The sequence below is a fragment of the Mycobacterium cajalii genome (assembly GCF_045809005.2).
Lineage (GTDB): Bacteria > Actinomycetota > Actinomycetes > Mycobacteriales > Mycobacteriaceae > Mycobacterium.
The window spans coordinates 1,625,813-1,644,939 of record NZ_CM141436.1; the positions used below are offsets into that span (position 1 = coordinate 1,625,813).

General features: G+C 68.1%; 24 protein-coding genes, 1 other RNA gene and 1 pseudogene. 16 read left to right on the forward strand and 10 right to left on the reverse strand.

Annotated elements, in window-relative coordinates:
• Nucleotides 1–105: 105 nt before the first annotated feature.
• From prfB to ssrA, 9 genes are all read left to right on the forward strand, one after another.
• Nucleotides 106–1,221, forward strand: coding sequence for a peptide chain release factor 2 (gene prfB / locus ACJ512_RS07730; RefSeq protein ID WP_407689107.1), 1,116 nt, complete (start codon nucleotides 106–108; stop codon nucleotides 1,219–1,221).
• Nucleotides 1,211–2,248 (forward strand): mechanosensitive ion channel family protein, encoded by a 1,038-nt coding sequence (locus tag ACJ512_RS07735; protein ID WP_407689106.1) that lies wholly within the window; start codon nucleotides 1,211–1,213, stop codon nucleotides 2,246–2,248. The genes prfB and ACJ512_RS07735 overlap by 11 nt, the downstream gene beginning before the upstream one ends.
• Complete coding sequence (locus ACJ512_RS07740) at nucleotides 2,245–2,721, forward strand: hypothetical protein (RefSeq protein WP_407689105.1); 477 nt, start codon at nucleotides 2,245–2,247, stop codon at nucleotides 2,719–2,721. The genes ACJ512_RS07735 and ACJ512_RS07740 overlap by 4 nt, the downstream gene beginning before the upstream one ends.
• 43 nt (nucleotides 2,722–2,764) lie before the next feature.
• Nucleotides 2,765–3,454: a cell division ATP-binding protein FtsE gene (ftsE, locus tag ACJ512_RS07745; protein ID WP_407689111.1), complete on the forward strand. Its 690-nt coding sequence runs from the start codon at nucleotides 2,765–2,767 to the stop codon at nucleotides 3,452–3,454.
• Nucleotides 3,455–4,348: a permease-like cell division protein FtsX gene (gene ftsX / locus ACJ512_RS07750; protein ID WP_407689104.1), complete on the forward strand. Its 894-nt coding sequence runs from the start codon at nucleotides 3,455–3,457 to the stop codon at nucleotides 4,346–4,348.
• A gap of 2 nt (nucleotides 4,349–4,350) precedes the next feature.
• Nucleotides 4,351–4,860, forward strand: a complete 510-nt coding sequence (smpB, locus tag ACJ512_RS07755; RefSeq protein ID WP_407689103.1) for an SsrA-binding protein SmpB — start codon at nucleotides 4,351–4,353, stop codon at nucleotides 4,858–4,860.
• Nucleotides 4,861–4,952: 92 nt separating this feature from the next.
• A complete protein-coding gene (locus ACJ512_RS07760; RefSeq protein ID WP_407689110.1) occupies nucleotides 4,953–5,702 on the forward strand; it encodes an EamA family transporter in 750 nt (249 codons plus the stop codon).
• 50 nt (nucleotides 5,703–5,752) lie between these two features.
• On the forward strand, nucleotides 5,753–6,598 hold the full coding sequence (locus ACJ512_RS07765) for a maleylpyruvate isomerase family mycothiol-dependent enzyme (protein WP_407689102.1): 846 nt from the start codon (nucleotides 5,753–5,755) through the stop codon (nucleotides 6,596–6,598).
• Between the two features lie 98 nt (nucleotides 6,599–6,696).
• Nucleotides 6,697–7,064, forward strand: a transfer-messenger RNA (tmRNA) gene (ssrA, locus tag ACJ512_RS07770).
• Between the two features lie 61 nt (nucleotides 7,065–7,125).
• On the opposite strand, the gene ACJ512_RS07775 is transcribed toward ssrA, so the two are convergent.
• The gene (locus ACJ512_RS07775; RefSeq protein ID WP_407689101.1) at nucleotides 7,126–7,320 is read right to left on the reverse strand and encodes a type II toxin-antitoxin system Phd/YefM family antitoxin; all 195 of its coding nucleotides are present in this window, start codon (nucleotides 7,318–7,320) and stop codon (nucleotides 7,126–7,128) included.
• A 96-nt stretch (nucleotides 7,321–7,416) separates the two neighbouring features.
• Between ACJ512_RS07775 and ACJ512_RS07780 the strand changes: the two genes are divergently transcribed.
• Complete coding sequence (locus ACJ512_RS07780; RefSeq protein ID WP_407689100.1) at nucleotides 7,417–7,656, forward strand: DUF6364 family protein; 240 nt, start codon at nucleotides 7,417–7,419, stop codon at nucleotides 7,654–7,656.
• Nucleotides 7,657–7,658: 2 nt separating this feature from the next.
• Complete coding sequence (locus ACJ512_RS07785) at nucleotides 7,659–8,075, forward strand: PIN domain-containing protein (RefSeq protein WP_407689099.1); 417 nt, start codon at nucleotides 7,659–7,661, stop codon at nucleotides 8,073–8,075.
• Nucleotides 8,076–8,345: 270 nt separating this feature from the next.
• Here the strand turns inward: ACJ512_RS07785 and ACJ512_RS07790 are convergent, their stop codons facing one another.
• From ACJ512_RS07790 to ACJ512_RS07815, 6 genes and pseudogenes are all read right to left on the reverse strand, one after another.
• Nucleotides 8,346–9,239, reverse strand: a complete 894-nt coding sequence (locus ACJ512_RS07790) for a universal stress protein (protein ID WP_407689098.1) — start codon at nucleotides 9,237–9,239, stop codon at nucleotides 8,346–8,348.
• A 112-nt stretch (nucleotides 9,240–9,351) separates the two neighbouring features.
• Nucleotides 9,352–10,254 carry an N-acetylmuramic acid 6-phosphate etherase gene (locus ACJ512_RS07795; RefSeq protein ID WP_407689109.1) on the reverse strand — a complete coding sequence of 301 codons (903 nt, stop codon included), beginning with the start codon at nucleotides 10,252–10,254 and terminating at the stop codon, nucleotides 9,352–9,354.
• A gap of 138 nt (nucleotides 10,255–10,392) precedes the next feature.
• Nucleotides 10,393–11,208 (reverse strand): annotated as a pseudogene (locus tag ACJ512_RS07800) (BadF/BadG/BcrA/BcrD ATPase family protein); the annotation flags it as partial.
• On the reverse strand, nucleotides 11,141–11,509 hold the full coding sequence (locus ACJ512_RS07805) for a VOC family protein (RefSeq protein WP_407686760.1): 369 nt from the start codon (nucleotides 11,507–11,509) through the stop codon (nucleotides 11,141–11,143). The pseudogene ACJ512_RS07800 and the gene ACJ512_RS07805, both read right to left, overlap by 68 nt.
• A gap of 175 nt (nucleotides 11,510–11,684) precedes the next feature.
• Nucleotides 11,685–12,374, reverse strand: a complete 690-nt coding sequence (locus ACJ512_RS07810; RefSeq protein WP_407686755.1) for a hypothetical protein — start codon at nucleotides 12,372–12,374, stop codon at nucleotides 11,685–11,687.
• A gap of 213 nt (nucleotides 12,375–12,587) precedes the next feature.
• Nucleotides 12,588–13,094 carry an N-acetylmuramoyl-L-alanine amidase gene (locus ACJ512_RS07815; protein ID WP_461480020.1) on the reverse strand — a complete coding sequence of 169 codons (507 nt, stop codon included), beginning with the start codon at nucleotides 13,092–13,094 and terminating at the stop codon, nucleotides 12,588–12,590.
• A 79-nt stretch (nucleotides 13,095–13,173) separates the two neighbouring features.
• Here ACJ512_RS07815 and ACJ512_RS07820 point away from each other — a divergent pair, with 79 nt between their 5' ends.
• Nucleotides 13,174–13,296, forward strand: a complete 123-nt coding sequence (locus ACJ512_RS07820) for a hypothetical protein (protein WP_461480021.1) — start codon at nucleotides 13,174–13,176, stop codon at nucleotides 13,294–13,296.
• A gap of 307 nt (nucleotides 13,297–13,603) precedes the next feature.
• The gene (locus tag ACJ512_RS07825; RefSeq protein ID WP_461480102.1) at nucleotides 13,604–14,026 is read left to right on the forward strand and encodes a DUF732 domain-containing protein; all 423 of its coding nucleotides are present in this window, start codon (nucleotides 13,604–13,606) and stop codon (nucleotides 14,024–14,026) included.
• Here ACJ512_RS07825 and ACJ512_RS07830 read toward each other — a convergent pair.
• Complete coding sequence (locus tag ACJ512_RS07830) at nucleotides 13,917–15,500, reverse strand: DUF389 domain-containing protein (protein ID WP_407686752.1); 1,584 nt, start codon at nucleotides 15,498–15,500, stop codon at nucleotides 13,917–13,919. The two genes, ACJ512_RS07825 and ACJ512_RS07830, sit on opposite strands and share 110 nt — an antisense overlap.
• An 89-nt stretch (nucleotides 15,501–15,589) precedes the next feature.
• On the reverse strand, nucleotides 15,590–15,748 hold the full coding sequence (locus ACJ512_RS07835) for a hypothetical protein (RefSeq protein ID WP_407686751.1): 159 nt from the start codon (nucleotides 15,746–15,748) through the stop codon (nucleotides 15,590–15,592).
• 254 nt (nucleotides 15,749–16,002) lie between these two features.
• Here ACJ512_RS07835 and ACJ512_RS07840 point away from each other — a divergent pair, with 254 nt between their 5' ends.
• On the forward strand, nucleotides 16,003–16,224 hold the full coding sequence (locus tag ACJ512_RS07840) for a DUF732 domain-containing protein (RefSeq protein ID WP_407686750.1): 222 nt from the start codon (nucleotides 16,003–16,005) through the stop codon (nucleotides 16,222–16,224).
• A gap of 19 nt (nucleotides 16,225–16,243) precedes the next feature.
• On the opposite strand, the gene ACJ512_RS07845 is transcribed toward ACJ512_RS07840, so the two are convergent.
• A complete protein-coding gene (locus ACJ512_RS07845; protein WP_407686749.1) occupies nucleotides 16,244–16,690 on the reverse strand; it encodes a hypothetical protein in 447 nt (148 codons plus the stop codon).
• A gap of 326 nt (nucleotides 16,691–17,016) precedes the next feature.
• Here ACJ512_RS07845 and ACJ512_RS07850 point away from each other — a divergent pair, with 326 nt between their 5' ends.
• Nucleotides 17,017–18,027, forward strand: coding sequence for a zinc-binding metallopeptidase family protein (locus ACJ512_RS07850; RefSeq protein ID WP_461480022.1), 1,011 nt, complete (start codon nucleotides 17,017–17,019; stop codon nucleotides 18,025–18,027).
• Nucleotides 18,028–18,031: 4 nt separating this feature from the next.
• Entirely contained in the window at nucleotides 18,032–19,003 is a 972-nt protein-coding gene (gene glsA / locus ACJ512_RS07855; protein WP_407686747.1) for a glutaminase A, read from the forward strand.
• Nucleotides 19,004–19,127 lie beyond the last annotated feature (124 nt).

Consider the following 19,127-nt stretch of genomic DNA (forward strand, 5'->3'; position numbering starts at 1 on the left):
GCGGTCGGAGGGTGCAACGGAGCGGTACCTCGATGCTAAACGTCAGCTCGCGGACGGCGACCTGAGCATTCGCCGCGGGCCACTGCGCCGGTAACGTGGTCGGCTGTGGAACCCGACCGTCAAGCCGACATCGCCGCCCTCGACTCCACCCTGACCACGGTGGAGCGGGTGCTCGATGTGGATGGTCTGCGCACCCGCATCGAGAAGCTCGAGCACGAGGCGTCCGACCCGCAGCTGTGGGACGACCAGACCCGGGCCCAGCGGGTGACCAGCGAGCTCTCGCACGCCCAGGGCGAGCTGCGCCGCATCGAGGAGTTGCGGCGGCGCCTCGACGATTTGCCCGTGCTCTACGAGCTGGCGGCCGAGGAGGAAGGCGGGGCCGGGGCCGACACGCTGGCCGAGGCCGACGCCGAGCTCGCGGCGCTGCGCGCCGACATCGAAGCCACCGAGGTGCGCACCCTGTTGTCCGGCGAGTACGACGAGCGGGAGGCGCTGGTCACCATCCGCTCCGGCGCGGGTGGGGTCGACGCCGCCGACTGGGCCGAGATGCTGATGCGCATGTACATCCGGTGGGCCGAGCAGCACAAGTACCCGGTCGAGGTGTTCGACATCTCCTACGCCGAGGAGGCGGGCATCAAAAGCGCCACCTTCGCCGTGCACGCGCCGTTCGCCTACGGCACGTTGTCGGTGGAGCAGGGCACCCATCGGCTGGTCCGGATCAGCCCGTTCGACAACCAGAGCCGGCGCCAGACGTCGTTCGCCGAGGTCGAGGTGCTCCCCGTCGTGGACACCACCGACCACATCGACATCCCCGAGGGCGATGTCCGCGTGGACGTCTACCGTTCCAGCGGGCCCGGCGGGCAGTCGGTGAACACCACCGACTCGGCGGTGCGTTTGACCCACATTCCCACGGGGATCGTCGTGACGTGCCAGAACGAGAAGTCCCAGCTGCAGAACAAGGTGTCGGCGATGCGGGTGCTGCAGGCGAAGCTGCTGGAGCGCAAGCGCTCCGAGGAGCGCGCCGAGATGGACGCCCTGAAAGGCGAGGGCGGCAGCTCCTGGGGTAACCAGATGCGCTCCTATGTGCTCCACCCGTATCAGATGGTCAAGGATCTGCGCACCGAGTACGAGGTGGGCAATCCCGCGGCGGTCCTGGACGGAGACATCGACGGGTTCCTGGAAGCGGGGATTCGGTGGCGCAACCGAAGAGATGACGACTAACCCCACCGTCCTCGCCGCGGCCCGGGTGTCGGCGGCCTCCGCCACCCAGCGCTGGCACGACTTCTGGCGCGGCGAGATCGGCGAATGGATCATCACCCGTGGCCTGCGGGTCGTCATGGTGCTGATCGCGGCGGTGCTGGCGGCCCGCTTCGTCAACTGGGTGGCCCAACAGGTGACCCGGCAGCTGGACATCGGGTTCGCCGAGAGCGACGCGCTGGTGCGCTCGGAGGCCACCAAGCACCGGCAGGCCGTGGCCTCGGTGATCTCGTGGGTGTCGATCGTCATCATCGGCGTCTGGGTGATGCTGCAGATCGCCGACGTGCTGCGGTTCTCAGTGGGTGGCCTGATCGCGCCGGCCACCGTGGTGGGCGCCGCGCTGGGCTTCGGCGCCCAGCAGCTGGTCAGGGACCTGCTGAGCGGCTTCTTCATCATCGTCGAGAAGCAGTACGGCTTCGGCGACCTGGTCACCCTGACCGTGGTGGCCTCGACGGAGGCCAGCGGCACGGTCGAGAACGTGACCCTGCGGGTGACCCGACTGCGCTCGGCCGACGGTGAGGTGTTGACCATCCCCAACGGCCAGATCGTCAAGGTGGTCAACCTGTCCAAGGACTGGGCGCGCGCGGTGGTGGACATTCCGGTGTCCATCAACGCCGACCTCAACCGGGTCAACGACGTGCTGCACCAGGAATGCGAACGCGCGATGGACAACCCGGTGCTCAAGGATCTGCTGCTGGACGCGCCCACCGTGATGGGGGTGGAAAGCATTCAGGTCGACACCGTCACCCTGCGCATGGTGGCCCGCACGCTGCCCGGCAAGCAGTTCGAGGTGGGCCGGCAGTTGCGGGTGCTGGTCATCCGGGCGCTGGCCCGCGTCGGCATCGTCACCGCGGCCGACGCGACGGTGGGCCTGGTCGAGGACGACCCCGCGGCACCGGCCGCCAAGGCCGCCCGCGACAAAGCGGAGGCCGCCGGCGACACGTCCACCGACGCCGGTGACACGACCACGGATGCGGTGCAGCGCCGATGAAAGTCACCCTCAACGTCCTCGAGAAGCACGGCGCGGAGCAGGAACGACGCTGGCCGGGTTATCTGTTCGGCGGCCGGATCCGCACGTCGACGCTGGTGCTGATCGTGGCGTTCCTGGCGGTGTGGTGGGTCTACGACACCTACCACCCGCAGCCGCCCCCCAAACCGCCGGCCCCGGCGGTGGTGCCGCCGGGCTTCGTGCCCGACCCGAACTACACCTGGGTGCCGCGGACCCGGGTGCAGCCGCCCCCCACCGTCAGGTACACCCCGACCACGACCGTGCCGCCGGTCCCGACGACCACGACCGAGCCGCCGCCCGTCACGACCACGACCACCGCGCCGCCGCCGTTCGTGCCGCCGCAGCTGCCGTGCCTGCTCCCGCCGCCCTTCTGCCCGCCCAGCACCACCCCGACCACACCACCGCCGGTGCCGGGCCCCGGCCCGGCGCCCACTCCGGCACCACCGGCCAGTTGACTTCGCCCACCGGCGAAAGCCGCGGCTACACTGGCGTGCCGTGATGATCACCCTGGACCATGTCAGCAAGAAGTACAAAGCGTCGGCGCGGCCGGCGCTGGAGGACGTGAACGTCAAGATCGACAAGGGTGAATTCGTCTTTCTGATCGGACCGTCGGGTTCGGGCAAGTCGACGTTCATGCGCCTGCTGTTGGGCGCGGAGTCACCGAGCGCCGGTGACGTGCGGGTGTCGAAGTTCCACGTCAACAAGCTCCCCGGCCGCCACATACCCAAGCTGCGCCAGGTGATCGGCTGCGTGTTCCAGGACTTCCGCCTGCTGCAGCAGAAGACGGTGTACGACAACGTGGCCTTCGCCCTGGAGGTCATCGGCAAACGCACCGACGCCATCAACCGGGTGGTGCCCGAGGTGCTCGAGACGGTCGGCCTGTCCGGCAAAGCCAACCGGCTGCCGCACGAGCTGTCGGGCGGCGAGCAGCAACGCGTCGCGATCGCCCGCGCGTTCGTCAACCGGCCCCTGCTGCTGCTGGCCGACGAGCCCACCGGCAACCTCGACCCCGACACCAGCAACGACATCATGGATCTGCTCGAGCGGATCAACCGGACCGGCACCACGGTGCTGATGGCCACTCACGACCACCACATCGTCGACTCGATGCGGCAGCGGGTCGTCGAGTTGTCGTTGGGCAGGCTGGTTCGCGACGAACAGCGCGGCGTCTACGGGATGGATCGCTAAGTGCGCTTCGGCTTCCTGCTCAACGAGGTCCTGACCGGTCTTCGTCGCAACATCACCATGACCGTTGCGATGATCCTGACGACGGCGATCTCGATCGGCCTGTTCGGCGGCGGTCTGCTGGTGGTCCGGTTGGCCGACAACTCCCGGGCCATCTACCTCGACCGCGTCGAGACCCAGGTCTTCCTCACCGAGGACGTCTCCGCCAACGACCCGGCCTGCGACGCCGACCCCTGCAAGGCGCTGCGGGAGCGCATCGAGGCGCGCAACGACGTCAAGTCGGTGCGGTTCCTCAACCGCAAGGACGCCTACGAGGACGCCATCCGGAAGTTCCCGCAATACAAGGAGGTCGCCGGCAAGGACTCGTTCCCGGCGTCGTTCATCGTCAAGCTGAACAACCCCGAGCAGCACAAGGACTTCGACATGGCCATGCAGGGCCAGCCCGGGGTGCTGTCGGTGCTCAACCAGAAGGATCTGATCGACCGGCTGTTCGCGGTCCTGGACGGCCTGAGCAATGCCGCCTTCGCCATCGCGCTGGTCCAGGCGGTCGGGGCCGTCCTGTTGATCGCCAACATGGTCCAGGTCGCTGCGTACACGCGGCGCACCGAGATCGGGATCATGCGGCTGGTCGGGGCCAGCCGCTGGTACACCCAGCTGCCGTTCCTGGTCGAGGCGATGTTCGCCGCCACCGTCGGGGTCGCGATAGCAATCGCCGGCCTGATCCTGGTGCGCGCGTGGTTCCTGGACAGTGCCCTCAACCAGTTCTACCAAGCAAACTTGATCGCCCGGGTGGACTACGCCGACATCCTCTACATCGCGCCGTGGCTGTTTTTGCTCGGCGTGTCGATGTCCGGCCTGACGGCGTACGTGACTTTGCGGCTCTACGTGCGGGAGTAGCTGTGGCCAACAACTCCGGTCGGGCCAACGTGACGGGCGACAAGCGCGGTGGCAAACGAATCGTCGCGACCAATCGCAAAGCGCGGCATAACTATTCGATTGTCGAATTGTTCGAGGCCGGGGTCGCGCTGCAGGGTACAGAGGTCAAGAGCCTGCGCGAGGGCCACGCCTCGCTGGCCGACGCCTTCGCGCTCGTCGAGGACGGCGAAGTCTGGCTACACAACGTGCACATCCCGGAGTACCAGCACGGCAGCTGGACCAACCATGAGCCCCGCCGCAAACGAAAGTTGCTGTTGCACCGTCGGCAGATCGACACCCTGATCGGCAAGATTCGCGATGGTAATCTCGCGCTGGTGCCGTTGTCATTGTATTTCTCCGAGGGCAAGGTCAAGGTCGAACTCGCACTGGCGCGCGGCAAGCGGGCGTACGACAAGCGCCAGGACATGGCTCGCCGTGACGCCCACCGCGAAGTGGTCCGCGAACTGGGCCGCCGGGCCAAGGGGTTGAGCTGATCGGCGCCGCGTACGCCCAGCTTTCGGCCGTGTCCTACGGCGTGAGCGATTTCGTGGGCGGGGTAGCCGCACGCCGCGTCGCGGCGCTGCGGGTGATGCTGGTCGCCTACCCGATCGAGGTTGTGCTGCTGGGCGTGCTGGCAGCCAGCGCGGGTGGGCCGATCCGCTTCGGCGCGGTCTTCTGGGGCGTCCTCTACGGGCTGAGCCAGGCGCTGGGAATGTGGGCGTTCTTCGCGGCGCTGGGATCGGGTCCCATCTCGGTGGTCTCGCCCGTGGCGGCGGTGCTCAACGCGGCGGTGCCCGTGGCGGTCGGCGTGGTGTGGGGGGAGCGCCCCGGGCAGACCGCCTCCGTGGGTGTCGTGCTGGCGATGGTCGCGGTGATGCTCGTCAGCCGCGAGGGCTCCGTCGAGGGCGTCACGCCGTACCGGTTCACGCCGAAGGTGGCGTGGCTGACGGTGGTGGCCGGCGTGGCGTTCGGGTTGGACCTGGTGTTCCTCCATCAGGCGCCCCACGAATGCCGGTTCTGGCCGCTGTTCATCGCCCGCCTGTCGGCGACCGTGGTGGTGTTGCTGCTCGCCGCGACGAGCAAGAAGTTGCGGCCGCCGCGTGGGAAGCCGTTGCTGCTGGCGGGGGCGGTGGCCCTGCTGGACATCCTCGCCAACGTCACCATGCTCGAGGCGCTGCGGTCGTGGCTGCTGTCGTTGGCCAGCATGTTGATCTCGCTGTATCCGGCGGCGACGGTCGTGCTGGCGATGCTGGTGCTGCGCGAGCGCGTGACGCGGTGGCAGGGCCTCGGCATGGTGTTGGCCATGGGTTCCGTGGCGATGATCGCCGCGACGTGACCGCGAGGGTCGGCGGCTTGGCCGGAAGCTGAGCGGCTTACGATCCGAGGATGGCCGACCGACCCGTGACCAAACTCGACAAGTCTGAGGTCCTCGCCGGGCTCTTCGCGGTGTGGGACGACCTTGGGGCGCTCCTCGACGGGCTGCCCGACACGCAGTGGCAGGCGGTGAGCCCGCTGCCCGGCTGGGACGTGCAGGCGCTGGTGGCGCACATGATCGGCACCGAGTCGTTCCTCTCCGGCATCGCCTCGCCCGAGCCCGACTGCGACGTCAAGGCGCTCGAGCACGTCCGCAACGACATCGGGGCGATGAACGAGTGCTGGGTGCGCCACCTCAGCGGGGAACGCGGCGCCGACGTGCTGGCCCGGTTCCGGGAGATCACCGGCAGCCGCCGCACGGTGCTGGCCGGCATGTCCGACGAGGAGTGGAACGCGGTCACCCCGACGCCGGCGGGCATGGACAGCTACGGGCGGTTCATGCGGATCCGGGTCTTCGACTGCTGGATGCACGAGCAGGACATCCGCGCCGCGCTGCAGCGGCCCTCGTCCGACGCCGAACTCGACGGGCCGGCGTCACAGCTGTCCCTGGACGAGATCGCTGGCACCATGGGATTCGTCGTCGGCAAGCTCGCCAAGGCCCCCGAGGGCTCCCGCGTCCTGTTCGAGCTGACCGGGCCGCTGGCCCGCAGCATCCGCGTCAGCGTCGACGGCCGCGCGCAGGTGGTCGACGATTTCGGCGGGCAGGAGCCGACCGCGACGATCCGGATGGACGGGCTGCAGTTCACCAGGCTCGCCGGGGGGCGGCCGATGTGCCCGAGCCGCGCGCAGGACGTCGAACTCGGTGGTGACAGCGACGTCGCGCAGCGCATCGTCGAGAACCTGAACTTCGTGATCTAGGACCGGCGGGCGTCGGGAACAAAGGTTCACCGTCGCCGGTTGGTAAGGGCGTATCATTGATTGTCCTGCCGGAATTCGGCGGGGATGTTCGAAGACGAGGGGCTGAACGGTTTCGACTTCGCGCATCGAATCAAGGGAAGCGTGCCGGTGCAGGCAAGAGACCACCGTAAGCGTCGTTGCAAACAGATAAGCGCCGTTTCAACACAGCGCGACTACGCTCTCGCTGCCTAAGCGACAGCTAGTCCGTCAGACCGGGAAAGCCCTCGACCCGGAGCCTGGCGTCAGCTAGAGGGATCCACCGTTGAGTCCGGTCGCGGGACTCAACGGGACACTCACAGCGACTGGGATCGTCATCCTGGCTGGTTCGCGTGACCGGGAGATCCGAGTAGAGGCATAGCGAACTGCGCACGGAGAAGCCTTGAGGGAATGCCGTAGGACCCGGGTTCGATTCCCGGCAGCTCCACCACTGATCAACGGTGCCGCTGTTCATCTGGCACGGTAGGCATCCGCGCGGCTGAAAACGCCGACTACGCCCTCCCGCGGGCCGGCTGGGCGTCAGCTTCGCCAAGGGCGCGGAGCGCTGCCGGGTCGGACAGCACTGCGATCGTTTCCTCGAGTGACTCCAGGTCATCGACCGCGAGAAGTACCGCCATCAGACGTCCGTGCACCGTGACCGTGATTCGTTCGTGATGTTCGCCGACGCGGGCTACCAATTCCGACATATCTCCCGGCGTCCAGGCGCATCCCTTGGCCCAATCGCCACTACCTGCGGTTACTGCGGCGAGGCCGCCTGTGAATCAGTGCTACACTGGATCACTGTGGCGACCAAGAACATCACGTTGTCGATGCCCGAGGAATTGGTACGCCGCGCGAAGGTGCTGGCCGCGCAGCGTGATATGTCCGTGTCGAGTCTGGTTGCCCGGCTGCTCGAGCAACTCGTCGGCGACGTGCGCGACTACGACGAAGTGGCCGAACTCGAGCGTCGCCGCATGAACGGAGGGCTCGGCCTGCAGGTCGGGCCGATCACCTGGTCCCGTGGAGAGGTTCACGAACGCTGACCATGGAGTTCGTCGACACCAACATCTTGCTCTACGCATACGATGCGGCGGCCGGTGAACGGCACGACGGGGCCACCGCGCTGGTCGACCGGCTGTGGCGAGAGCGCCGCGGGGCAGTCAGCGTTCAGGTTCTGCAGGAGTTTTACGTCAATGCGACACGCAAGGTCGCAAAGACGATCGATACCGAAGTCGCGGTCGACATGCTGAAAAGCCTGATGCGATGGCGGGTCCATTCGCCGCTACCCGATGACGTGATCGCTGCGGCGATGTTGTCCAGTCGCTACCAGCTTTCCTTCTGGGACGCCATGATCGTCCGAAGTGCCGCCGAATTGCGTTGCGACACTTTGTGGACCGAGGACCTCAACGAGGGCCAGGTCATCGAAGGAGTACGGCTGAGCAATCCGTTCGCCCGCGGATAACATCTCAGGCCTTTCTGGCTCTCCTCCACCAGGCGGACCTGGCCGAGTGTCGATGTCATCGACGCCTTGGGCATATCCATACGACAATTTTGGAACGGGTTCGATTGTCACTTCGTGGCGTCGAGAATGAACTCCTTCTTCAGTCCGATCAGCACCCGGTCGGCGGTGAGCAGTCGCAAGCCGGCACGATCGGCCTGGGCAACGAGGAGCCGGTCGATGGTAGGAGCTTGGACTTAGCCTGGTCTAGTCAAGCGCCGACCGCTTGAGGTGCTACCAACGACGCGCCACGATCACCGGGATCTTGGCGCTGCTGACCACCGCCGCCCCGACCGATCCCAGCAACGCACCCCTGAGCCGGCCGGAGCCGTGGCTGCCGACCACGATCAGTTGCGCCTGTTCGGACGCGTCGATGAGACAGCTTGCGGGATCACCGATTTCGAGCCTGCGACGGATCGTCACCTCGGGGTGGCGATCTTGCCAACCCGCCAGCCGTTCGGCGAGCGTCGCCTCTTGTTCGGACAGCTGAGCGTCCCAGTGGGCGTTCTGGAACCGCCCGGAGCCGGAAGCCCACGGCTCGATCCACGCGTGCAAAGCCACCAGGTCGACACCTCGTCGGGAGGCCTCCTGAAAAGCGATAGCGGTCGCCGCTTCCGATGCCGTTGAGCCGTCGATGCCCACCAGCACCGGCGCCCGTGCGACGGCGGCGCCCCTGGCTTCGCGGTCGTGGATCACGGCGACCGGGCAATGCGCGTGGTAGACCAACGCGGAGCTCACCGAGCCGAGGACGCTGCGCGCCAGCGCGTCACGCCGCCGGTAGCCGACCACGACCATCGCCGCCTGTGCGGAGAGGCCGACGAGCGTCGGGATGGGGGCCGAAGCAAGTACCTTGCTCTCGATGTGCACCGGGCCGTGCCCATCGGTGCTCTCCTCGGCAACCTTGATCGCCGACTCGACGAAATCGCGCGCCCGGCGTTGCTGCCGTTGCCCGAAGTCGGTCAGCGCGGCGACCTCGAACCACTCCGGCAAGGCGGCGTCGATGACATGGACCAGAACCAGCGGCACGCGGTGCAGCGCTGCATCGCGGGCCGCCCACCGTACAGCTCCCAGGGCCGCCGCCGAGCCGTCGACGCCTACCAAGACCGCGCCGCGTGGTGGTTGCCACATGTGAGTCCGTTCCGTGACCGGCTATCCGCCCACCGCAGCATCTTTCACACAGGCCGTGATCGTCAGGGCCGAAGCGATGCAAGCCGAAGGACCAAAGGCACCGATCGAAGCGTCAGCTCCCAGCCAGCGCCTCGCGCACGCGTCCCCGCGCGCGGTCGAGCCGGGTGGCGGCCTCGGTCGCGTCGACGCCCGTGAGCAGCGCGACGATCGCGGTCTTGGCGTGACCGCCCGCGGCGGCGAGCGCGGCGGTCGCGGTCGCCTCGTCGACGCCGGCCGCGTCGCGGACGATCCGCACCGCGCGGCGGCGCACTTTCGCATTCGTCGCGCGCACGTCGACCATCCACGGTCCATAGGCCTTGCCGAGCGCGATCATCACGCTCGTCGAAAGCGCGTTGAGCACGACCTTCTGGGCCGTGCCCGCGGTCAGGCGCGTGGAGCCGGCGAGCACCTCGGGCCCGGTCGGCAACTCGATCACCAGGTCGGCGGGAACCTCGCTGCCCGTGTTGTTGACGATCGCGACGGTCAATGCGCCCGCCCCGCGCGCGTGATGGAGCGCCCCGAGCACATATGGCGTGCGGCCCGACGCCGTGATCCCGACGAGCGCGTCGGCGGCGGTCAGGTCGGCGAGATCGGCGGGCTCGAAGGCGTCTTCGGCGCCCTCGAGCGCCTCGGTCAGCGCCGCGGGGCCGCCGGCGAGCACGCCGCGCACAAGGTCGGTGCCGAACGTCGGTCCGCACTCGGCCGCGTCGAGCGCCCCGAGCCGACCGGGTGTCCCGGCGCCGGCGTAGACCAGGCGTCCGCCGCGCTCGAGCCGCGCAGCGATACCCTCTGCCGCCGAAGCGATTTGGGGGACCGCCGCCGCGACTGCGCCGTGCGCCTCGCCCTCGGCGGCAACGAGAAGCGCGACGACTTCGGCGATCGGCCTCGCGTCGAGGTCGTCCAGGCCTGGCCGGGCTTGCTCGGTGGCGAGCGCGTCGAGCCCTTGCGCGGCAAGAACTTCAGAGGTGGCGTTCACGCGGATCAGGTGCGGCTCGTGGATCGCCCCCAGCCGCAGTGCGCCGTCGAGCGCGTCGCCGGCGGCCGGGATGAGGTCGAGCTGCTTGCGCAGCGCCGGGACTGCCGCCAGTCCGCCGACCATCGCCACCGGGCCATGCCCGGCCGCGCGGGCGGTCGCGGCGAGCGCCTCGGCGGCGGCGCTGACGATCGCCAGCGCCGCGACGTCGCCGTCGGCGGCGAGGACGTCGGGCGCGAAACGCGCCAGCGCGGCGGCGTCGGTGAGCCGCGCTGGCCAGGTCTCCGGTGCGCCGAAACGGGCACGCGCGGCGTCGAGCAGCGTGGTGGACGGGCCGCGACCGTCGTGGGCGCGCAGCGCCGCGCGCAGCCCGGCGGCGCCGATCCACGCGCCGCCGCCCTCGTCGCCAAGCCAGGGTCCCCAGCCGTCGGCGGTGCGCAGCGCGCCGTTCGCGTCGATGGCGAGCGCCACGACGCCGGTGCCCGCAACCAGCACGACGCCCGGCTCCCCGCCCAGCGCGCCCGCATGCGCGAGCACGGCGTCGCTGGTCACCGCGATGCGCCCGACCCGCAGCGAGGTCAGCAGCGCAGTGCCCAGCACGCGTGCTGCGTCCGGCGCCGCCAGCGCCCCGGCGGCGCCCACGATCGCTTCGTCGGCCGGACCCAAATCGCCTGCCACCTGGCCGGCCACGGCCAGGATGGCCGCCTCCGCGGCCCGCACGCCGCCCGGCGTGGCGAGCCCCGGCGCGCCGGCTCCCTCGTCCCTGCGGCCGCGCGCAGCGGCCCGGCAGGACGTCTTGCCGAGGTCGACGGCGAGGATCACGGGCCCATCCTTTTGCCAGGGCTCACCGCATCCGGGGGTGTCGGTGCCCGGCACGACAGGTCGGGAATCATCGAAGCTTCTGTGCGAATTCGATGACGTTGCCGTCCGGGTCGGCGATGTGCAGCGTCCTTTCATGCCATGGCCGATCCGCCGGTCCGCGAAGGATCTCGACACCGAGCCCTCTCAACCGCTCCGCTTCCGCGTCCACGTCTTCGACCAGGAATCCGACTTCACCGCAGGGCCCGTTGCCGCCGTCGCGGCCGATGAGCTCCGGCAGCTTCGAACGTGCGAAAAGCGAGAACTTGGTGTTTTCCAGTTCGAACTCGACATAGCCGTCGCCTTCGATTCGTACTCGGAGCCCGAGCACCTCGCGGTAAAACACCACCGACCGCCCGATCGACTCGACGTATTGAATGACGTAGTCCACGCGACGCATAAAGCGCACCGTAGCGCTTCCCGCCGTGAGCTGCGGCGCCCTGTGCATCCGCCGGCGGCACGGCATCCGCGGGGCGCTTCGGTGATCGGCACCGCGAATCCGTTGACCCCCTTGTTTCCTGACCGCCCGGCCGCACGGCGCGGGCGGTATGCATCGCACTGTGCGCGCTGATCGTCTAGCCAGTGGCGGCCCGAACCTTGATCGCGTCCTGGGAGACGTACACGTCGAACTCGCCGGGCGGCGATATGACGGCATTGCCGTATGCCGACCGCACGAAGGGCTTGGTCCACCATTTGCCACCGTGCATGTCGGCGAAAAAGCTCCCGTCGCCGCCGTTGAGCAAGATCTGGTGCTGTGCCGGTGAAACCCCGTCCAGGCGCTCACCGAAGAGGCGAGTCACCTTGTACCCGGAATGCATACCCAGGACATTCACCCAGTGCTGGAGCTCGACAATGTCGGCTTGCAGCACCCACAGGTCCCCTTCGACCTCATAGCTCTTGCGGGTCGATGCGTGGCCCTGCTCGTCGTAGAGCGTGAGATCCACGCTCAGGCGGTGACTGGCGTTGCTGATCTCTGTCGCAACGACGCGGGCGGCTTTGACTTCGCCGGTCAGGCCCAAATACGTCTGCACCAGCGTGGCGAACCAGAGCATCAGAAGCGAAACAACAAGCAGCACAACCCCGGTGACCGCGCGTACTGGTCGGAACCGCAGTCGACCCCCCCGCGGCGCCGATTCCGCCGAACCCGCATTTGACCGGACCTTGCGGCGCCGCCCGACCACCGACGACACCAACATCACCACCGCGATCAGCGCCACCCCGGCCAGCGCGATCTGGGGCACGCCGAACTGGTGAGGGTATGTCATACCCCTACTTGTACCCAGCAATGGATCAAATGTGGCGTGTCAGCCGTGATGCGGCGGTTGCCCGTCACGCAGCCGGCCCTCATCCCATGCCGCGCGCACCTGATCCACGTCGCCGAAACTTCTCCAAGTCCTCGGGCGTGACGCGCAACCAGGGCCGATTGTCTGCAATCTTCGCTCCGGACCCGCAGACCCCGTCGTCGGCCGGACTGCTGCTCAGTTGCCTGCCTCGATGGCCGCGACCCTCGCGGCGGCGTCGGGCCCGCAGAAGCGCTGCAGGTCCACGCGGCCGGCGGCCAGCAGCTCGTTGATGCGCCGCTCGAGGTCACCGGAGGAGAGGTGGGCATACAGGTTCGCGCCCGGGCACGAAGTCTGGGCCAGGTCTCTGTGCCCTGCCAACGTGTCGGTCGCGATGCGGAAATTCTGCGCGGCCCAGGCGAACGCGAGAGCTGCGCCATGCAGCTGGGCCTCCGACACGGCCTCGCGACCGAAGTCTCCTTCGCAGAGGACCAGGAAGTGGCCCGTCGTGTCGTAGTCCGTTGCCGTATCACCCGCGATTTCCGGGGTGCGCAGTTCGTAGATGTTGCCGTTGCGGTCAACGCCGACGTGGTAGGCGATGTCGATCCAACCCAGCTGGCCCTGGTGGTACCGCTGATCCTGGCGCAATCGGCCTGGGGCGTTGCGGTTGTCGCCGAGTGTGACGGCCTCATGGTGGAGCGTCATGCGCGTGATGGTGTGAGGCCGCCCACCGGGGCGTGCCGGGCGGGCACCCCAAGAATCTCGACAAAGCAGCATTGCCGAAGTGGCGTCGGAAGCGGATGTGGGCGAGGCCATGGTCTCGGCTGATGGTGTGCTCGTCAGGCCGGCGTTGGCGGGCAACGGCGCGGTCGAACCAGGAGTCGACGACGGATTCGCGCCGGCATAAGGGTCTGGGCCCGAGTTCACCATGGCATTTCGTGCGCAGCCGACCACGGTGGTCGCCAAGCCGACGCCTCCAGCCAACCGAAGTAGGTGACGGCGGCTGACCGAATTGGGGCCTGCGTCGGGCTCGGATGCCTCCATGTAGGCCACGATAACGGTGTAGTTCTGCACGGTCGGGCTTTCGGGTTTCACTCTTGACGCCGTCGAGTCCCGAATGGAACCGCAGTTCGGGCGGCGGTTTGCCTGGAGAAAGCCGGTTCGATTCCCGGCAGCTTCACAGGGGTGAAGGGCGGGTTCCCCCGAAGTGCGAATTGGTATCGCTCGGGCACGCGATCTGCGCCGATCGCAAACACGGTGAGACACCCGACGAGATCGCCACGGACATCCATCCGCCCCTCTCTTCGGGCGGCCTGTCGTTGGACGAAGTCACCGGCATGGTCACCGCCGCGGAATCGACCCTATTGGCCCTGATCGGCGACCGGCCCAGCGGGCCTTGGCTGGTGCAGGACGGCGACCGCGGCGTGCTCGCCGCGTCGTCCAAACCGGTATGCAGGCGGGATCTGGCTGAGCGGCAACGGCTTCGGGGCGCGGCCCGCGGTGGGGGCCGTCGCCCTCGACCCGTCGTCATCGCGGCGGTGTTGTCGGGCCCGTTGCCGGCGTGGGGTTGGGAGCCGGGGGAGCCGAGGTGGGTGTGGCGACGGCCAACGGACCGCCGGAAACCCATTGGATGGTGATCTTGGCCTGCGGCAGCGCAGTCTGAAGCTCGGCTCGCAGCGTGTCGACGTCCGGTTTGGTGCTGCCGAGCAGGGTGACGGTGACCGCATCGGCGGACCCGGTGACGCTCAAGACGGTGATGCCCGGCTGGGTCGAGACCCATGTCGCGGCGGTCGCCTCCGCGGTCGCGAGCGCCGTTTTGGAGGTAGTGGACGCGCCGGCCCCGCGGGTCCAGGCCATGCTGACCGGTAGGTGGTGGTTGAACCGGGCGTCGATCAGCGTCGTCAGGTCGTCGGAATTCCCGGGTGGACGGGGCCCGGCGGTCGAGACCACCAGCGTCCCGGACTGATAGCTGAGTCCTTGCAGCGTCAATGATTGTGCGGCCAGCCACTTCTCGACCACCGGGCTCAGCTCGCTCAGCGGCGGTGGCGGTGTCTGCGGCCGACTGTGCTCCGGATCCCGCACCGGTAACCAACTCAGCTGCACCGTGACCGGGTGGCCCAGCGCGCGGCTGAGGCCGGCGGCCATGTCCTGGATGGGCGGGGGCGCCGTCGGCCCGGTGACGTCTGCGCGGACCTTACTGCCAGAGATGGCGATATGGCTGAGTTTGCTGCTCGGGCTGAGCATGTGCGTGATGGTTTTCGTCGCGGTCTTGAGGTCCCGGGCGTGGCCGGTGAGGGCGATAAACGGTGGGGTGAGGATCAATGCGACCGCGAGCGCGCACACGGCGGCCATCGCCAGGGAGACGAGGATCTGGCGCCGATGGGTGCGGAACCTGTCGGCGCTGACCAGGCCGGTCAGCAGAAAGACCACGGTCGCCAGCAACACGATGCCGACCAGGTTCGTCAGAAACAGCAGCGCCGCGCCGCGGGCCAGCTCCGGTTGCCCGCGCCCCAGCAGCACACCTGCTGCCGCCAGTGGTGGGACGACGGCGACAGCGACCGCGACGCCGGGCAGTGCTGCGGAGACCTTCTTCTGAACGGTGGCGAACGCTCCGGCGGCGCCGGCCCCCAGGGCAACAAGAAGGTCTCGGATGTCGGGGCTGGAGCGCGCGACAACCTCGGAGGGCAGCCCGACTCCCGTAGGCGGCAGCACAGTGGACAACCCCCATCCCACCGCGACTACCGCCGCCGCAGAAACCAACACCAGCGCCAGCATCTGCACCAGCCGTTGTCCCCATCCCATCACCAGGCAGGCGGCGATTCCCATGATCGGTGTCATCAAAGGGGCGATCATCATCGCGCCGATGATGACGGCCACGGAATTCTGCAGCAGTCCGACGGCCGCGATCAGGCTCGACAGGAACATCAGCACTACGAATCGCCATATTGCCGCGCCCGAGGGAATCACCATCAGCGCGTCCATGACCGAACGGCGTTCTTCGAGCGGTAACCGCGGCATCCGCCACGCCACGACCCGATCCGTCAGCCCGGTCGCCATACCCTCGCCGGCATCCGCCGCGATGCCGTCATCGTCGACGTCACTACCTGCCACTGTCGCGCGTGAGAAACCGATGCCAGGATTTTGCCTGACCCCGGCCGGATTCGCCGGTAACTCAGCGGCCTATGTCTTGCACCGGTGGGTCAGCTGTGATGCGGCGGTCGGTCGTCGCGGAGCCGGCCCTCGTCCCACGCCGCGCGCACCTGATCCTCGTCGCCGTACCTCTCCAAGTCCTCGGGGGTGACGCGCACCCGCGGCGGCTTGGGCTCGGCCGGTGGTCGATGCGGGGGATCGGTGGGCACGAGGCGATTGTCTCAGTTCGACGTCGCGCACGCGTCCGCGGCCATCGACATTCCCGCCTCGGTGAGGGCCTCATACATTGACCCCGCCACCGATCGGTTCGCAAAGGGCGCTCGATGTCGCTACCTCGCGGGCTGGTTGCGCTGACTATCCCTGTGACGGTCGGCGCTGCCCTGACCTCAGGCACGGCAATCGCTCTTGCCGACAGCAACGACAGCACTTACTGTATCTCGCAAAGCTGCACAGGCTTGGCATCGTGTGGCAGCCGGGCGGCGACAACGACCTGGTAGCACTCGGGCACGCGATCTGCGTCGATCGCAAGACCGGCGCGACGCCGGATGAGATTGCGTCGGACGTCCACCCCGAACTTTCTTCGGTGGGCGTTTCATCCGCCGACGCCACCGGCATCGTCAGTGCCGCGGAATCGAACCTACTGCCCGTAGCCGCCGGCCGGTCCCACCGCAGCGCAACGCTGTAGGGCAACGCAAGTGCCGTGGTCAGAACGGCATCGGTGCGTTGTAGACGGTCGCGGTTTGGCTTTGGACGGGGTCGGTGCAACTGACGGTGACGTTCCACAGCGTGCCCGTCGGCAGCTCGGGTGCGAAGTTCAGCTCCTGCTGACCACCCTGGGGCAGTTCGAAGGTCTGGTTGAGCGGCGCCATCGGGGTGCCGATGCCCTGGAGGACGTCCATGGTCCCCAGCGTGGGCGTGGCGTTGAAAGTGCAGGACCCGTACGTGCCGGGGTTCCCGTTCCCGCTGGTGTCGGTGACGGTGACGCGCAGACTGGGGACGTTGTTCATCGTCGTCGGCTGGAACTTGACGCTGGCGGTGTTGATGCTGGCGGTGTCGGCCTGGGCAATTGCTGCGCTCACGCACAGGGCGGCGAATGCGGCCAGGCCCAGCGTCGGGAGGGCCCGTTTCGTGGTCGTGCTGTAGGGGTTCACGGGGTGCGTCCTTTCTGCGGCCGCGTTGCCCCCCGCAGTTTGTCGCTCTCAGGGTAGTGAGACCGGCGACCCGGCAACGCTCGCCACGCCGCACAAAAATGGATGTTTTCGCGGATTTGTGGGCGGGCCGGACCCGGGCCGGTTGGCGTGGCCGGGCCTCGGCTGGCATACGCTCGCTGGTTGGCGAGTACGGACTGGGAGAGCAGATGAGCAACGACGCGAGGGGCTCGAAGCCCCGGCCCCTTGTCCGGTCAGACGGCACAACCGAGCTTTGAACCGTGCGTGCGTTCGGATGCCCAAAGTGCGGGCAGGCGGTCGGTTTCGAGGTGCAAGGCTGCCCGACGTGCGGGGCGGCGGTCGGCTATCACTACCCGTCGCGCCGGATGCTGGCCCTCTCGGGGCGGGCCCAGGTGGTCGTCGACGGCCGTCGGTGGACACGGTGTGCGCACTGGAAGCGTGGCTGCAACTGGCTCGCGGCCTGCGACTCCGGGTCGGATCGGTGCTTTGCGGACGGTTTCGTTCGCCGGGGACCGGCGGCCGACGACGCCAAGGCGCTGGCCGAACTCGACGACACATTGAAGACGTTGCGGCGGTTGATCTTCGAGTTGATCGAGCTGGGACTGCCGGTCCGGCCGTACCACCAGGCCGACGACGGGCTGGCGTTCGACCTGTTGTCGAGCGAATCGTCGGGCGGCCCGGTGACGATCGGGCACGCCGACGGAGTGATCACCATCGACCTGGCCGAGTCGCTCGAACTGTACCGGGAGCGACTGCGCATCCGCTTCAAAGAGCCTTACCGCACGATGCTGGGCCACTTCCGTCACGAGGTCGGCCATTACTACGAGATGATCCTCGTCCAGAACACGCCCCTGGCCGAGGACGCGAGGGCCTTGTTCGGCGATGAGCGCGAGGACTACGAGGCCGCCCTGCAGCGCCACTACAGCGGCGTCGTCCCGGCCGACTGGCAGTCGGGCTACATCTCGGAATACGCGACCGCGCATCCCTGGGAGGATTTCGCCGAAACCTTCGCGCACTACCTGCACATCACGGGAACCCTTGCCACGATCTCGGATTCGGGGCTGGTGCTGCAGGCCGACAGGGTCAAGTGGGACCTGAAGGCGGACATCGACGCAAAAGAGTCCTATGCCGACGCCACGATTGCCGACATCGTGGGGGACTGGATACCGTTGTCGGGGGTCCTGAACCGTGTCAACCACTCGATGGGCCGCGACGATCTGTACCCGTTCTCGCTGCCGCCGCGCGTGGTCGACAAGCTCGGCTTCATCCACCGCGTCGTCACCACCGCCGCCGGCCATGCTGCCGCCAAACAGAATTGAGCCGATGACTCTTATCGCGATGTCTGCCGACCGGATCGAGAAGGCAGTTGTCGACGCGTACGACAGCCAGAAGACCAAGCGGGGCGGCGCGAACGCCAGTTACATTCCGGTCCTGGCGAAGGTGGACCCGGATCTGCTCGGCGTCTGCGTGGCGACCGTCGACGGGCAGGTAGTCGCCGCGGGCGACGCACGCTACGAATTCGCGCTGGAATCGATCTCCAAGGTGTTCACGCTCGCCCTGGTGATCGAACAGCGCGGCCCCCAGGAGGTTCTGCACCGGGTCGGCGCCAACGCCAGCGGCCGTGCCTTCAACTCGGTGTCGGCACTGGAACAGCACAACGACAAGCCGATGTCGCCGCTGGTCAACGCCGGCGCGATAGCGACGGCCAGCCTGGTGGACGCCGCCGACGCCGAGGACCGCTGGCGTCAGATCCTGCAAGTGCAAAGCGATTTCGCGGGCCGTCAGATCTCGGTCAGCGACGAGATCAACGCCTCCGAGCAGGACACCAACTTCCACAACCGCGCAATCGCCTGGCTGCTGCGCGACGGCGGGTCCATCTACTGCGACCCGATGGAAGCCTGCGACGTCTATACCCGCCAGTGTTCGACGCTGGTCACGACGGTGGACCTGGCGGTCATGGGCGCGACACTGGCAAACGGCGGGGTCAATCCGCTCACCGGCAAGCGGGTCGTCGCACACGGCAACGTCCGGTACGTCCTCGCGGCGATGACGATGGAAGGCATCTACACGCGTTCGGGCGACTGGGCCTACACCGTGGGGTTGCCCGCCAAGAGCGGTGTGGGAGGTGGGCTGGTTGCCGTGGCGCCCGGTCAACTGGCGATTGCCGCGTTCTCGCCGCCACTGGACGAGGTGGGCAACAGTGTGCGCGCCCAAGCCGCCGTCGCGCGGGTCGCCCGGACGCTGGACCTCGGACTGTTCGACGTCCCGCTCCGCGGCGACTGGGCAAACGGATAGTTCCGCCGCACTGTCCTGATTGCGAAGCGGTCGCGTCGGCGGGCGGCCCCCCGCCCGGACCCGGCGGGCGACGGCCGCCGCCGCACCACAGCAGTGTGGCGTACGTCACACTCAATCCTTTCCC